The organism is Paenibacillus glycinis (assembly GCF_009909185.1).
GTDB classification, from domain to species: Bacteria; Bacillota; Bacilli; order Paenibacillales; family Paenibacillaceae; genus Paenibacillus_Z; species Paenibacillus_Z glycinis.
In genome coordinates this window covers 86279-101420 of record NZ_JAAAMV010000010.1, presented here as the reverse complement: position 1 = coordinate 101420, position 15142 = coordinate 86279, and the positions used below count along the sequence as shown (strand labels likewise).

Below are 15142 nucleotides of genomic sequence, written 5' to 3'. Positions count from 1 at the left end.
ATAATCCCGCACATGATATCCATAGAATTACTCCTTCAACCGAGGTTCGTTCTGCCATATGATCACAATGCATCCATAAATAACCTCTGCAAAGGAAGGAGGGGCGCCTCGCTCAATGTTTGCGCTTACATCGCCGTAAAACCCAGAAAAAGCCAGAAAGGAAGAAGTCACACGCCGCAATCGCTCGCCATTACCCTGCATTTTAAAATTGAAGGGAGCATGACATTCATGAACAACCGCCGGCGACTCGTCGCCTGGATCTGTCTCCTCACCTTGGCCGCGGGAACGTTTCTCGCTTCCGCGCAATGGCCCGCCGTCGCCTCCGCGGCCGGAGGGCCGAACCTGGCGGCGGGAAAACCCGTCACGGCGTCCGGCTACGCCGACGTCTACGTCGCCGCCAACGCAACGGACGGCAACCCAAGCACCTACTGGGAGAGCACGAACAACGCTTTCCCGCAATGGATTCAAGTCGATCTCGGCAGCGCCGTCCCGATCGACCAAGTCGTGCTCAAGCTGCCGGCCGGATGGGGCAGCCGTTCGCAGACGCTGTCCGTTCAAGGCAGCGCGAACGGCACGGCCTTCGCCGATCTGAAGGCATCGGCCAGCTACGCTTTCAATCCAAGCAGCGCGAATACGGCAACGATCAACTTCACCGCCGCCAGCGCGCGCTACGTGCGCGTCCAAGTAACCGCCAACACGGCATGGTCGGCGGCCCAGGTCTCCGAGCTTGAGGTTTACGGCGCCGCCCAAGCCGGGCCGCAAACCGTTCCGGGCAAGATCGAAGCGGAGAGCTACAGCGCGATGAACGGCATCCAGACCGAGACGACGAGCGACGCCGGGGGCGGCCTCAACGTCGGCTGGATCAATGTCGGCGACTGGATGGATTACAGCGTCAACGTGCAGACCGCGGGCGCTTACACGGTCGAATACCGGGTCGCGAGCAACGGCGCCTCGGGGCAGCTCCAGCTGCAATCCGGCTCGGCAACGCTGGCTACCACGGCGATCCCGAATACCGGCGGCTGGCAAACCTGGCAGACCGTCACGGCGAACGTGACGCTTGCCGCCGGCACGCAGACGCTGCGCCTTTATGCCAGCGGCTACGATTTCAACGTGAACTGGATCAACCTCGTCGCGGGCGGCTCCTCGGATACGCAGTCGCCCACGGCCCCGTCCAACCTGAGCTTCACCCAGCCCGCTTCCGGCACCATCCAGCTGGCCTGGAACGCCTCCGCCGATAACGTCGGCGTTGCCGGCTACGACGTTTACGCGAACAATCAGCTCCGCGGCAGCGTCGGCGGATCGACGCTCGTCTACGCGGACACCCAGCCCGCGAACGCGACGGTCGCCTACTACGTGGTTGCGAAGGACGCCGCCGGCAACGCATCAGTGCCGAGCAATACCGTGACGCGGACCGGCTCGGGCGGCGGCAACGACGCGAACCTGGCCGTCGGCAAACCGATCACGGCCTCCTCCTCGACCTTTACCTTCGTCGCGGCGAATGCCAACGACAACGATACGGGCACCTACTGGGAAGGCGGCGGCCAGCCGAGCACGCTCACCGTGGACTTGGGCGCGAATGCCGCCGTGACGTCGGTCGTGCTCAAGCTGAACCCGGCCAGCGCTTGGGCAACCCGTTCGCAGACGATCCAGGTGCTGGGACATGACCAGAACGCCACGTCCTTCGCGAACTTGGTCTCCGCCGCATCCTATACGTTCAACCCGGCCTCGCAGAACACGGTGACCATTCCGGTGAACGCGACGGCGAGCAGCGTGCAGCTTCGCTTCACCGCCAATACCGGCGCGCCGGGCGGGCAGGTCGCCGAATTCCAGCTCCTCGGCACCCCGTCGCCGAATCCGGATCTCACCATAACCGGTCTGACCTGGTCGCCGGCCTCGCCGATCGAGACCAGCGCCATTACGCTCAGCGCCACCGTGCAGAACGCCGGCTCCCTGGCTTCCCCGGCAACGAACGTGAATTTCTATCTGGGCAGTACCCTGGCCGGCACGGCTCCGGTCGGCGCGCTTGCCCCGGGCGCTTCGGCCGTCGTATCCGCGAACATCGGCGCGAAGGAAGCCGGCTCCTATGCCGTCACCGCCAAGGTGGACGAAAGCAACGCCGTCATCGAGACCGATAACGGCAACAACAGCTTCGGCGCGTCGTCCCCGCTCGCCGTCGGTCAGGTGCAAAGCGCCGACTTGATCGCCGCGACGTCGTGGACGCCCGGCAATCCAAGCGCCGGCAATGCCGTCTCCTTCGCCGTGAACCTCAAGAACCAAGGCAATGTCGCCACGTCCGCCGGTTCCCATGGGATCACGGTCGTACTGAAGAACGGTTCGGGCGCCACGATCCAGACCTTTACCGGCTCCTACAGCGGCGCCTTGGCCGCCGGAGCGTCGGCGAACGTCGCGCTCAGCGGCACGTGGACGGCCGTCAACGGCAGCTACGCGGTCACGACGACCGTAGCGGCGGATGCCAACGAAATCGCCGCCAAGCAAGCGAACAATGTCGGCACGGCCAGCCTGTATGCCGGCCGCGGCGCGAACATGCCGTTCACGATCCTGGAGGCCGAGTCTTCCGGGAACGCGACGAGCGGCACCAAGCTGGCGCCGAACTTTACGCCGGGCGACTTCGCCGGGGAAGCATCCGGACGTTCGGCCGTTTACCTGGACGCTGCCGGGGAATACGTCGAGTTCACGCTCACCTCGCCGGCCAACGCGTTCGTCCTGCGGAACGCCGTGGCGGAGAACACCAACGGGACGGTCAGCATCTATGCCAACGGCGTGGACAAAGGCAATTTCAACGTGACGTCGAAGTTCTCCTACCTGTACGCGACGCCGAGCACCTTGGGACGGCTCGGCTACGACAACTCCGGCTCCAAGGCTTACTGGCTCTACGAGGATGCCCAGCTGATGCTGGATCAGGTCTATCCGGCCGGCACCAAGATCAAAATCCAGAAGGACGCGGGAGACGTGTCCTGGATCTACGTGGACATGATCGAGACGGAGAACGTCGCCCCTCCTGCTTCCAATCCGGACCCGGGCAAGTACGTGCAGGTATCGAGCAGCAAGTCGATCGAGCAGGCTTTGACGGAATTCAGGCAGGATTCGTCCAAGAAAGGGATCTTCATCCCGGCGGGCGAGTGGGCGATCAACTCGAAGATCTTCCTGTACGGACGGGCGACCGAGATCATCGGCGCGGGTCCATGGTATACCAAGCTCACGGCGCCTCAGGATCAGGCCAATACCGACGTCGGGTTCAATATCAGCTCGGCCGCCAACGGCTCCACCATCAAGAATCTGTCCGCCTGGGGCAACTACGTCTACCGGGTCGACGGGCCCGGCAAGTTCATCGACGGCAACGGCATGCAGAACGTCACCGTCGAGAACGTCTGGGCCGAGCATTTCGTCTGCCTCTACTGGGGCGTGAACTCTTCCTATAATACGTTCCATAATAATCGCATCAAGAACATGTTCGCGGACGGCATCAACATGACGAACGGTTCGTCGTACAACGTCATCGACAACAACTACGCCCGCGCCACGGGCGACGATTCGTTCGCGTCGTTCAGCGCGATCGACGCCGGCGGCTCCTACAACGTGGGCAACCAGTACACGAATCTCACCGCGACCAACGTCCGGCGCGCGGCCGCCTTCGCCGTCTACGGCGGCCAAGGCAACCTGTTCCAGAACCTGTACGGCGCCGATACGCTCACCTATCCGGGCGTCACCATCAGCAGCTTGAGCTTCGGGTACAACACCCTCGGCTTCGGCGATCAGGATACCGTCATCGACGGGGTCACCCTGGACCGCACGGGCGGCGACTTCTGGACCAGCGTCGGCGCGGACGACAAGATCAACGACTACCAGAACTTCGGCGCGATCTGGTTCTTCGGCGGGGACCGGAGCTTCAAGAATATCCTCGTCAAGAACGTCGACATCAACAATCCGGTTTACTTCGGACTCATGTTCCAGTCCAAATCGCCGGAAAATCTGCCGATGCAGAACGTCCGCCTGGAGAACATCACCATCAATAACCCGTCCCGCTACGGCATCAAGCTCGTGGCCGAGGCCGAAGACGGGCAAGGACCGGTCGTCGGCGCGGCGAGCTTCACCAACGTCGTCGTGAACAATCCGGGCGTCGCGAAGATCTACGGGGAGAGCAAGAGCCCCGGCTTCAACGTCATCCGCGTATCGGGCAACAACTGGTAAGGTTGCACGGTTATTGCAGCGTCCCCTCCACCGTATAGGTGGAGGGTTTTTGCCATCCGGACTCCGACGACGCCAGGTCCCCTTGCCTTGATTGACGTTAGACGGATGAAGAACCTATAATTATGGATAGCTTTTCAGCGACGATGCTTGGAGCAGACAATGAACCGATTCTCACCACGATCGAGGCGGGCAACGGATTGTCTGCTCGAAGCATCTTTTGCTATGCAGCGGTTATAAAGGGGGCACGGATCGTGGAGCACTGGCTGACCAGCGTCGGCATCGATATCGGCACCAGCACGACCAAATGGATTCTGTCCCGGCTGAAGCTGACGCTCGTCTCCGACGGATCGGCCCTGCCGCGCTATGAAATCGCCGATAGAATCCTGGCGCACGTCAGCCCGATCTATCCGACTCCGCTCAGCGGCGACGAGGCCATCGACGTTCCCGCCGTCGTCGCGCTGCTGGACGAAGGCTATGCCGGCGCGGGAATCGTTGCGGAGCAGGTGCAGACGGGCGCCGTACTGATCACGGGGGAGACGGCCACGAAGCGCAACGCCGAGCAGCTGGCGCACGGGCTGGCCCGGCATGCCGGGCCATTCGTGGCGGCTGCCGCCGGCGCGGATCTGGAGGCGCTGCTCGCCGGCAAAGGCTCCGGCGCGCAGCGGCGATCGCTGGAGACGGACGGCATCGTCGCCAATGTGGACATCGGAGGCGGCACCGCCAATGCGGTTTACTTCCGCCGGGGACAGCCGGTGGCCACCGCGACGTTCCATGTCGGCGGACGCCTGGTCCGGCTGGAGCGGAGCGGCCGCGTGCGCTACGCGGCCCCGGCCCTGAAGGAATGGTCGGCCGGCTCGGGGGACGTCCCGCCGCTGCCTCCGGAAGGATCGGAAGCTTCGTTCGATGCGCTGCAGCGCGTATGCCGGGCCATGTCGGACACCTTGCTCCGCTGCGTATGCGGAGAGGCCGCGGCCCTCGCCGGGTCAAAGGCGCTGTTCGTCGGGCAGCCCGCCGCGCATCTGCCGTGTCCGGCGGAAATCTGGATCTCCGGCGGAGTCGGCGCTCTGATGGAAGGGCCTCCGCCCGCCAGCGCGGCCGAGACGGCAAGGTTCGGCGACATCGGCCCGCTGCTGGCCGCCGGCCTGGCCGAGCTCGCCGGGACCTTCGCCGTTCCGGTGCGGGCCGCGGAGCAATCGGCGCGGGCGACGGTGATCGGGGCGGGCACGCAGACCGCGGCGCTCAGCGGCGCCACGCTGTATTGCAGTCCGGGCGTGCTGCCGCTGCGCAACGTGCCGGTGGTCGTCTGCGAATGGCCGCCGGAAGCGGCCGATGCCGGGACGGATGCCGGGCTCTTGGCGCACGCCGCGGCCGAAGCCGTCGCCCGCGGATGCGCGCTGTACGGCCGGGAGCAAGGCGGCGATCCGCCATTCGCGCTCGGCCTTCGCGCGCCGGGCTACGTCTCCTACCGGCGATTATCGAGCATCGCCGACGCGCTGATCGCGGCCTATGCTTCGGCGAAGCTGCAGGAGTCGATCCTCCTGCTCGTCTGCAGCAACGACATGGCCAAGTCGCTCGGCAACCGATTGTTCGGCAAGCTTGGCGAGCCGTGGCGCCGGAAGCTGGTCTGCCTTGATCAGCTCGTCCCGCAGGAGGGCGATTATCTCGACGTGGGCGAGCCCCTCCGGGAGGACGTCGTGCCGGTCATCGTCAAAAGCCTTCTGTTCGGCGGGTAAACCGCGCCTTCCCTATGCGAAGGCGGTCGAGCTCAAACGACATGCGGGCAAGGAAACGATCAGAAGTCAAGCAAGGTATCCGAATCGGGTAAAGTACCCGAACCAAGAAAGGGGAATGACGCATGAAGCTCCGTACCACGCTCAGGGGCAAGGAATACCGCTTCCGCGATCTGACGGACCTGCTCGCCAAAGCGAACGAGGAGCGCTCCGGCGATGCGCTCGCCGGCATCGCCGCGGCGGACATGACGGAGCGCGTCGCGGCCAAATCGCTGCTCGCCGACTGCTTGCTGTCCGAGATCCGCCTGCATTCGCCGCTTCCGCCGGAGAACGACGAGGTCTCGCGCGCGATCGAAGAAGGCATCGACGAAGGGACGTATGCCTCCATTCGCGGCTGGTCGGTGGCCGAGCTGCGGGAATACGTCCTGCGCACGGAGACGGACGGCAGCGAGCTGCTGCGAATCGGCCGGGGGATGACGAGCGAGATGATCGCGGCCTTGTGCAAGCTGATGTCCAATCTCGATCTGATTCAGGCCGCGGCCAAGATCGAGGTGATCACGACCTGCCGCACCTCGATCGGCTACCGGGGCACGCTGTCCTCGCGGGCGCAGCCCAACCATCCGACCGACCACGCGACGGGCATGAAGGCTTCGTTGTTCGAAGCGCTGGCCTACGGCGTCGGCGATGCGGTCATCGGCATCAATCCCGTCGGCGACGCGGCGGAGACGATCAAATCGCTGCTGCACGCGACGCGGGAAGTCATCGCCCATTGGAACATTCCGACGCAGAACTGCGTGCTGGGGCATGTCACCACCCAGATGCGGGCGGTGCAGGGCGGCGCTCCGGCGGATCTGCTGTTCCAGAGCCTGGCCGGCACGGAGGAAGGAAACCGCGGCTTCGGCATCGACTTGGCGCTGCTGCGGGAAGCGGATGCCCTGATCCGGTCAGAGGGAACGGCGGACGGCCCGAACCGCTGGTATTTCGAGACGGGACAGGGCTCGGAGCTGTCCGCGAACGCGCATCACGGCATCGATCAAGTGACGCTGGAGGCGCGATGCTACGGACTGGCCCGCCGATTCGATCCGTTCATCGTGAACACGGTGGTCGGCTTTATCGGGCCCGAGTATCTCTACGACAGCAAGCAGGTGATCCGGGCCGGCTTGGAGGATCATTTTATGGGGAAGATGCACGGGCTGCCGATGGGCGTGGACGTGTGCTACACGAACCATATGAAGGCGGATCAGAACGACATGGAGGCACTCGGCGTGCTGCTCGCTACGGCGGGCGTGAATTTCGTGATCGGCGTTCCGATGGCGGACGACTGCATGCTGAACTATCAGTCCTTGAGCTATCACGATATCGCGACGATCCGCGAGACGCTGGGCAAACGTCCCGCTCCCGCTTTCGAGACCTGGCTGGAGGAAGCCGGCATACTCGCGGGCGGGCGGCTGACCGCGGCGGCCGGAGACGCCAGAAGATTCATCTATTAAGCCGAACGTACATCGGAGGAGGCGGAGCTCATGAAAGAGACCGGAGACGGCCAAGGAACGGATCGTTTTCGCGCGTGGATGTCGCACACGCCGGCCAGACTGGATGTCGGACGGGCCGGGACCCGGCCGCCGACAAAGGACATGCTGCGCTTCCGGCTGGATCACGCGGCGGCGGTGGATGCCGTCTATGGCGAGGTTAAGCCGGAGACGCTCGACGAATTCGGCCTGTTCTCGGCGGACACGCAGTACCGGGACAAGGAGCATTATCTGAAATACCCCGGAAGCGGCCGCTTGTTGACCGAGGAGAGCGCCCGGATGCTCGCCGACCGCTGCGTTTCCGCCCCTCAGGTGCAGATCGTCGTCTCCGACGGGCTGAGCGGCCGCGCGATCGACGACAATCTGGCGGACGTGCTGCCCGCCCTTCGCGATGCCTTGGCGGTGAACGGCCTGGCCGAAGGGACGGCCTTCTTCGTGCGGGGCGGGCGGGTCGGCGTCATGGACGACATCGGCCGCCTGCTGAAGCCCGAAGCGCTCGTCCTGCTCATCGGGGAACGGCCGGGCCTCGTCACCGCCGCGTCCATGAGCGCTTATATGTGCTATCGCCCGGGTCCGGGCCGAAGGGATTCCGACCGGATGGTCATCTCCAATATTCACCCCGGCGGCACGCCGCCCGTGGAAGCCGGCGCCCACATCGGCACGCTGCTGCGCAAGATGATCGAGCAGCAGGCGAGCGGCGTAAAGCTCGACGTCTAAGCGCCGCGGCCGCCGCTTCCGCGCTACGAATGGGTTGCGCGCCAGGCGTCCAGCTGCCGCTGCACTTCGGCCCGGACCTCGTCAATGCCCGCCTGCCGCAGCTCCCGGTTGAACTTCGGCAGCTCCTCGTCCACGTTCACGCTGCCGGTCATCAGGCTGGGATAGTATTTCTCCCAGACCATCTGGATGTTCTGCAGCTGGATCGGCATCCGGGATAAATCCGGCGTGAAGCCCAGCGTGCTCGATTTGACGGCCTCCTTGTTGCCGGCGCGGAACTGGTTCCATTTGTCCAAGGGATCCGGGAATTGCCCGCCCATGGTCTTCAGGATGAACCAATTGCCCTGCGTGTACTGCACGCCTCCGTAGCTGGGCGGCGCGTCAGGGATGGGATTGCCGTTGCTGTCTTTGGCGGGCTTGGGCACCACCTGGCCGCTGCGGTTCAGCGTGTAATGAACGCCCTCGATGCCGAAATTGAACAGGTTGCGCACCTCGGGATCCGTGTTCAGCAGATTGAGGAACTTGACGCTCTCGACGGGATGCTTCGTATCCGCGCTGACGGCCATGACCCCTCCCCGCACGGATTCCGTCGTGATGAGCGCGGGCGTCACGGGATACGCCACGAGCCGGTAGCCGCGATCCTTGCTCCAGCTGTTCTCCGACAGCGGGCCGCCGCCCGCGGCTTTCCAGAATACCCGCGCGCCCCGCTTCAGCCCTTGGCTCTCCCGCAGGGCCGCGTCCTCGTTGATGTAACCCTCCATGTAATAGCGCCGAAGGATGTCCAGCACGTTCCGGGCTTCTTCCGTTTCGAAGATATTCACCACCGGCGCGCTGCGATCCAAAGCCCGTATCATGAGCGGAAGCGTCTTTTCCGACACGTATTCGTAGCCGTCCAAGGCGAAGAAGTTCTGGGAATCCTTGTCGAGGTCCATGATCTGGTACGTCGGTTCCTTCTGCTTGATCAGCCGGAACAGCGGTTCCAGGGAAGCGAGCGTCGTGTACTTCGAGATGTCGATCCCGTACTTCTTGATCAGCGCTTCCGGGTACATCCATTGGTCGCGCACGGCCAGCTCCTTGTTGGTCGGCACCCCGTAGATGCCGCCGTCGTCCATCGTCACGCCCTGCCAGAAGATCGGGTCGATCGCCTCGTACATGTCCTTCCCCGCCGTGGACAGATAGTCGTTCAGCTTCAGCCATGCGCCGCGCTGCGCGTACGTGGTGTACTCCGGCGCGAACGCGATGTCGAAGGGCGTGCCCGCCGATACGAGGGTGTTCAGCCGATCCGCGTACTCCTGCCAGCCTACTTTGACGTACGTGACGGTCACGCCGATTTTCTTGGCCAGGACCTCGTTGATCCGGTCGTTGACCATCTGCAGGTCCGCGTCGGGATCCCCGATCGTGTAATAGATCAAATTCACCGTGTTGCCGGCCTTTGCGGCATGCTCCTCCCGATCGGCCCCGGAGAAGCAGCCGGCCAGCGGCAGCATCAGCATGGCGATCCACGCGAAGGATGCCGCGATACGAACCCGATTCCGTTGTTGTGGCATGGCGGCGCTATTCCTTTCTCCTCAGCTCCGAGGGCGATTTGCCGAAGTACGCATGGAAATGCGAATAAAAATAGTTCAGGTTGGGATAGCCGACGGAGAGCGCGATGCTGATGATCTTCTCGTCCGTGGCTTGGATGCGTTCCTGCGCGCGAAGCATCCGGTAGGCCATCAGGTATTCCGAAAATTTCATCTGCGTCTCCTTGAGAAACAGCTGCCCGAGATACGTGCCGTTCATGCGAAACCGCTCCGCGACCGATTTCAAATTCAAGTTCTGGGCATACTCCGCCTTGACGATCAGCAGGATGCGATTGGCCAGCTTGGACAGGCCGTCGTAGCGCACGCCGAGCACCGGGTCCGTGTCGAGGTCGCCGCGATCCGCGCCTTCGAGCGTGCCGTGCAAATCCTCCACGATAATCCGTTCGACCAGCTGCTGCAGCTTCGAACGGTCGACGGGCTTGAGCAGATAATCCTTGGCGCCGCAGCGAATGGCCTCCAGCGCGTATTGGAATTCGCCGTAGCCGCTCATGATGATGTATTTGGCGGGAAGCCGCAGCTCGTTCAGCTTATGGATGGCATCGTACCCGCGCTGCTTGCCGATGCATACGTCGAAGATCGCCAGATCCGGCATGAGATCCACCGCCTTCGAGATCGCGCCCTCGTACGTCTCGCTCGTCTCGATGCGGCCGAAGCCGTACTTCTCCCAATCCAGCGTCCGCTTCATTCCCTCCAGAATCTGCGGCTCGTCATCTACGATCAACAGCTTGTACATCGTCGGTAGCCTCCTTGGATAGAATGACGGATACTTTCACGCCCGCTTCCTCGTTATTGTCGATCGTCATGCCGAAGCCCGCTCCGTAGAAAAAGTGCAGCCGGGTATAGACGTTGCGCAGGCCGATGTTGTCCCCCGGCGCGTCGTCGCCCCGGGAAAGCTTGCCGCGAATCTCCGCCAAGCGCGCTTCGGGGATCCAGTTGCCGTTGTCCGCGATCTCCAGCACGAAGCGTTCCTCCTCCTCCCAGCCGTTCACGACGAGCAGGTTGAATTCGCTCTCCGGGTGGAAGCCGTGGATGAAGAAATTTTCCGCCAGCGGCTGCAGCCAGAATTTCACGGTCGGCAGGGACAATAACGCCTCGTCCACGTTGAACTGGTAATAGAACCGTTTCGGATATTTGAATTCCATGATCTTCAAGTATTTTTGGAGCAAATTCAGCTCGCTGCCGAGCGGAATGATATTTTCGTTCTTCACGATATCGCGGTACAGCGCGCCCAAGGTGGCGATGGCGTCGGACGTGTCGTCGGCGCGGTTCACCAGCGCGAAGGAGCGGATCACCTCAAGCGTATTATACAGAAAATGCGGATTGATCTGATGCTGAAGCGCTTTCATCTCGGTTTCCTGCTGCTTGAGCTTGAGCAAATAATTGGTGCGGATGTGCTTATCCAGCTGCAGGATCATATCGTCCAATTCCCGGGCGATCATGCCGTATTCGTTCTTCCGGTAGCGGGCGCGGTTCACCGGCGTGAAGTCGGCCGTCTTGGCGCGTCCGATGGCGTTGATGATCCGCCGCAGGAAGTTCGCGTCCTCGCGCAGGTTGTAGACGATCAGCAGGAGAACGCAGATCATGGCCGCGAGCACGATGAGGAACACGATGAGCAGGACGTTCGCCTTCTGGCGGATCAGCGGGGCCACGTCCACGATGCTGACGAACCGGTAGTCGAACTCCGTGGAAGCGAACGTCACGAAGTACGCGCGGTCCGCGAAGCCCGTCGACAGATAGCCGTGGGTACGCCCGTCCGCCACCGCCCGGCGAACCAGCTCCTCCGCTTTGCCGCCGCTGCCGGCTATGAGGTACACGTCCCCGGAAGCGCTGACCGCCGCCGCCTCGCTCAGATGGTCGTTCTGCACCGTCTTGAAGATCCGGTCGCTGCTGACCAGGAAGCGGAATTCGCCCAGCTGGCGGGAGATTTGGTTCGGATCCGACAGCTTTTTGCGATAAACGAAGCCCTTCTGGATCGTCTCGCTGAACGCGTCGTCCGTGTTGGGCAGACGGAACAAAAAGCTCGTGTTGCCGTTGTTGTCGAAGCGGACGACGTTGCCCTCCTGCGCGGTATGCAGGCTGACCTGCGTGATGTCGCCCTGCCCGCCGTTGCTCAGGAAGGACTTGATGTCGTCGGGAAAGGAGACGAGCGCCCGGTTATAATGGCTGTCCTGCAGCCGGCTCGTCAGATAGCCCTCCGCGCTGTTGCCCAAGAAACAGCGGATGTCGGTCACCAGCCCGCCGTTGGAATACACCCGCTGCATGAATGCCTCGATGCGGTCCGCATCGTACTGCAGGGTGTTTTCCACCCGCGAGAACGCGCCGGCGGCTTCGTTCCGCGAATTGCCGACCCATTGGTCCAGCAGCACCGCGCAGGTAAGCGCGCCGAGCGCCAGGCCGATGAACACCACGAATACCGCATATGCAATGAATTTGCCGCGATAGATCTTGATTTGCATGAATGAACGCATGCGGCGTCTCCTTTGCATTAGGCTGTTGTCGCGCACCTCGCTTGCTCAACCATATAACGCAGCCGCGGATAAAAGCAATGCCTAATAAAATGCAGCGCTCGGTCCATGGCAATCCGTTGGAGCCGCCGCTGCAGCCCGTCAGATTCGATGAGCGTTCCCGTGGTGCTCACCAAAGTCACTCTCATTCGAACTGCCGGCACTTTCGCTTCGTACCAAGGCTAAATACTAAGCAATCTTGCGTATCGTGCCAGAAAACCCGAACGGCAATCTCCGTTCGGGTTTTCCGATGACGCTCACCGGCGAAACTTATTTGAAATACGCGTCGATCTGTTCTTGCGCGGCCTTCATGATCGTATCCATGCCGGCGGCTTTCATCTCCGACACGATCTTCGGCACCGTCGTCGCCGGATCGGAAGCGCCCGTCATCAGCTCGTAGCGGTATTTATCCCACACCGCCTTCGTATTGGCGACCTCGGTGCTCAGCTTGCTGATATCGAGGGCGAAGCCCAGGTTGGTCGAGGAGGTCGCTTGGTCGTTCAGCTTGCGCACCTGATCCCACTGATCCTCCGGCGCGCCTTTCGTTACGGCCAGGTCGAAGAACGTCCCTTGCGTATAAGCGGCCAGCGGCCACGTATCCGTTTTGCGCTCGATGATCTTCTCGCCGTCCACGTTGTCGTAGTCGACGCCCAGCTCGCCGAACGCGAGCATGTTGCGCAGCTTCGGATCGGTGTTGACCAGCTGCAGGTATTTCAACGCTTCCTTCTTGTACTTGGAGTTGGCGGAGATCGCGTTCAAGGAGCCTTGGATCGTGCTCGTCGTGTAGATCGGCCCGAAGATTTGGAACATGTCGTACTTCGCGACGCCTTCGTTGATCTGCCAGCTGGCTTCCGCGCCCGGGAACGCCTGCGCCGCGAAGAACGGACGGGCTTTGTCCGCTTCCGTCTTGGTCGGCGCGTCCGGGTTGATGATGCCGTCTTTGTACCATTGGTGCAGCAGCTTCAGATCGTCCATGATCTCCGGCTGCTCGAGCACGGAGACGACCTTGCGGGAAGCGTCGTCCACCTTGACGCCGAGCGGCGCCAGGCCGAGCGTCATGTCGTCGTAGCCGTTGAAGAAGCCGTTGAACCCGTCGCCCTGCGTCAGCGACAGCGGGTAGAAGCTCTTGCCTTCGCCGGCCTTCATGTCGTGGAACGGCTTGTCGAGGTCCTTGAGCGACTTGATGGCCGTGGTGTCGATGCCGTATTTCTGCACGTACGTATCGTCGAACACCCAGTATTGGGTCAAGGACGAATCCTTGTACGTCGGCACGGCGTACACCTTGCCGCCGATCTTCGTTCCGTCCCACACCTTCTGCGGGATGAGCTTGTAGAGATCCGGCGTCTCGCCCTGCACGTCGTCGGTCAGATCCGCAAACGCGCCCAAGTTGACTTGCTGGTTGTATTTGCTGTTATTCGTGAACATGATGTCGAACGGCTCGCCGGTGTTCACGATCGTGTTGATCTTCGTATCCCAATCGCCCCAGCTGGCGACCTTGATGTCGACCTTCACGCCGATCTTCTCGGCCGTGTACGCGTTCATCGCGGCGATCGCCTTGTCGAAGTTGGCGGGCACGTTGCCGCCGATCGTCCACCAGACGAGCGTAGGCGCATTGGCCGCATCGACAGGCTTGTCGGCGTTCGCGTCAGCCGGCGCGTTCGTGTCCGTCTGCGCCGCCTGGTTGTCGGCAGGCTTGTTCGTCGCCGCGTCGTTCGTCGCGTTATTCGAACCGCAGCCCGCGAGGCCGGTCGTCAGGAGTGCCGCTGCGCCGATGGCCAGCAAATGCTTCTTTGTCTTTTTCATGTACATTTCCTCCCTTTCGTCTCTTCCGTTACTAGCTTCCGCCGCCAGCATCGCGCGGCGAATATCATAAACCCGGACGAGCCGGACTTATTTCGCTTCCACTTTTTGAAGCTTTGAACCAGCCTGTTCGAATCAGCCTTTAACGGCGCCCACCGTCAGACCGGAGATAAAATATTTCTGGAAGAACGGGTAGGCGGCGGCCACGGGCGCCACGATGATGATGGCCACGGCCATGCGGGCGGATTCCTTCGGCATGGTGGCGACAAGCTGCGCGTAGCTGATCCCCATGGTGGACGCGTTCTTCGCCAGCGCATCCACGTTGCTCATCAAGCTGTTCAGCAAGGCCTGCATCGAATACAGGTTCTGATTGTTGATGTACAGCATGGATTGGAACCAGTCGTTCCAGTACGCGAAGCAGAGAAACAGGCCGACCGTGGCCAATACCGGCAAGGAAATCGGCATCACGATCGAGAAGAAGATGCGCAGCTGGCTTGCGCCGTCGATCTCGGCGGATTCGATCAACCCGTCGGGAATGGTGCTTCGGAAGAAGGTTTTGCAAATAATGACGTTGAAGGAAGAGACGGCGAGCGGCAGGATCAGCGCCCAAACCGTATCCTTCAAGCCCAGCAGGTTCGAGTTGATATAGTAGCTCGACACCAAGCCGCCGTTGAACACCATCGGGATGAAGACGATCCAGGTGAGCAGTCCCTTCAGCTTGTAATTCGGCCGGGAGATCGCGTACCCCATCGAGGCGGTCAGCAGCACGCCCAGCACGGTACCGACGACGGTCACGAGCACGGAGACGCCGAGCGCCCGCGAGATCATCGTCCCCTGCTGCAAGATATAGTGATAGGCATCCCCGGAAATGGCCGTCGGGAAGAGGTGATACCCGGTGTGCCGAATCGAATCCTCGCTGGACAGCGATACGGACAGCACCACGAGGATCGGTATGAGGCAGACCAGCGCCAACAAGATAAACACCGCATGGAAAATCGCGTTCGTGACGTTGCCGATGCGGTTGAATTTGTCGAGACCGGTCCGTTCGTTCGTTCTTGCTGCCATGTCCAAGTCCC

At 62.2% G+C, this 15142-nt stretch carries 9 protein-coding genes; 4 read left to right on the top strand and 5 right to left on the bottom strand.

What is annotated here, in order from left to right; genetic code table 11:
• Positions 1–228: 228 nt before the first annotated feature.
• From GT019_RS14695 to eutC, 4 genes are all read left to right on the top strand, one after another.
• Positions 229–4209 (top strand): carbohydrate-binding protein, encoded by a 3981-nt coding sequence (locus tag GT019_RS14695; RefSeq protein ID WP_235948119.1) that lies wholly within the window; start codon positions 229–231, stop codon positions 4207–4209.
• Between the two features lie 251 nt (positions 4210–4460).
• A complete protein-coding gene (locus GT019_RS14690) occupies positions 4461–5942 on the top strand; it encodes an ethanolamine ammonia-lyase reactivating factor EutA (RefSeq protein WP_328803969.1) in 1482 nt (493 codons plus the stop codon).
• A gap of 122 nt (positions 5943–6064) precedes the next feature.
• Entirely contained in the window at positions 6065–7429 is a 1365-nt protein-coding gene (locus tag GT019_RS14685) for an ethanolamine ammonia-lyase subunit EutB (protein ID WP_161743935.1), read from the top strand.
• 30 nt (positions 7430–7459) lie between these two features.
• Positions 7460–8182: an ethanolamine ammonia-lyase subunit EutC gene (gene eutC, locus GT019_RS14680; RefSeq protein ID WP_161743934.1), complete on the top strand. Its 723-nt coding sequence runs from the start codon at positions 7460–7462 to the stop codon at positions 8180–8182.
• Between the two features lie 23 nt (positions 8183–8205).
• Here the strand turns inward: eutC and GT019_RS14675 are convergent, their stop codons facing one another.
• The 5 genes from GT019_RS14675 to GT019_RS14655 all read right to left on the bottom strand — a co-directional run bounded on the left by GT019_RS14675 (position 8206) and on the right by GT019_RS14655 (position 15131).
• Positions 8206–9726, bottom strand: coding sequence for an ABC transporter substrate-binding protein (locus GT019_RS14675; RefSeq protein WP_161743933.1), 1521 nt, complete (start codon positions 9724–9726; stop codon positions 8206–8208).
• 7 nt (positions 9727–9733) lie between these two features.
• A complete protein-coding gene (locus GT019_RS14670) occupies positions 9734–10495 on the bottom strand; it encodes a response regulator transcription factor (RefSeq protein ID WP_161743932.1) in 762 nt (253 codons plus the stop codon).
• The gene (locus GT019_RS14665) at positions 10470–12230 is read right to left on the bottom strand and encodes a sensor histidine kinase (RefSeq protein WP_161743931.1); all 1761 of its coding nucleotides are present in this window, start codon (positions 12228–12230) and stop codon (positions 10470–10472) included. Before GT019_RS14665 ends, GT019_RS14670 begins: the two co-directional genes overlap by 26 nt.
• 306 nt (positions 12231–12536) lie before the next feature.
• A complete protein-coding gene (locus GT019_RS14660) occupies positions 12537–14069 on the bottom strand; it encodes an ABC transporter substrate-binding protein (RefSeq protein WP_235948102.1) in 1533 nt (510 codons plus the stop codon).
• 132 nt (positions 14070–14201) lie between these two features.
• A complete protein-coding gene (locus GT019_RS14655; protein WP_161743930.1) occupies positions 14202–15131 on the bottom strand; it encodes a carbohydrate ABC transporter permease in 930 nt (309 codons plus the stop codon).
• Positions 15132–15142: the final 11 nt, after the last annotated feature.

What these genes read in the sequence shown, in the direction of transcription:
- GT019_RS14695 (WP_235948119.1), top strand. Translation starts at nt 229, where the DNA reads ATGAACAACCGCCGGCGACTCGTCGCCTGGATCTGTCTCCTCACCTTG.
- GT019_RS14685 (WP_161743935.1), top strand. Translation starts at nt 6,065, where the DNA reads ATGAAGCTCCGTACCACGCTCAGGGGCAAGGAATACCGCTTCCGCGAT.
- eutC (WP_161743934.1), top strand. Translation starts at nt 7,460, where the DNA reads ATGAAAGAGACCGGAGACGGCCAAGGAACGGATCGTTTTCGCGCGTGG.
- GT019_RS14675 (WP_161743933.1), bottom strand. Translation starts at nt 9,726, where the DNA reads ATGCCACAACAACGGAATCGGGTTCGTATCGCGGCATCCTTCGCGTGG.
- GT019_RS14670 (WP_161743932.1), bottom strand. Translation starts at nt 10,495, where the DNA reads ATGTACAAGCTGTTGATCGTAGATGACGAGCCGCAGATTCTGGAGGGA.
- GT019_RS14665 (WP_161743931.1), bottom strand. Translation starts at nt 12,230, where the DNA reads ATGCGTTCATTCATGCAAATCAAGATCTATCGCGGCAAATTCATTGCA.
- GT019_RS14660 (WP_235948102.1), bottom strand. Translation starts at nt 14,069, where the DNA reads ATGAAAAAGACAAAGAAGCATTTGCTGGCCATCGGCGCAGCGGCACTC.
- GT019_RS14655 (WP_161743930.1), bottom strand. Translation starts at nt 15,131, where the DNA reads ATGGCAGCAAGAACGAACGAACGGACCGGTCTCGACAAATTCAACCGC.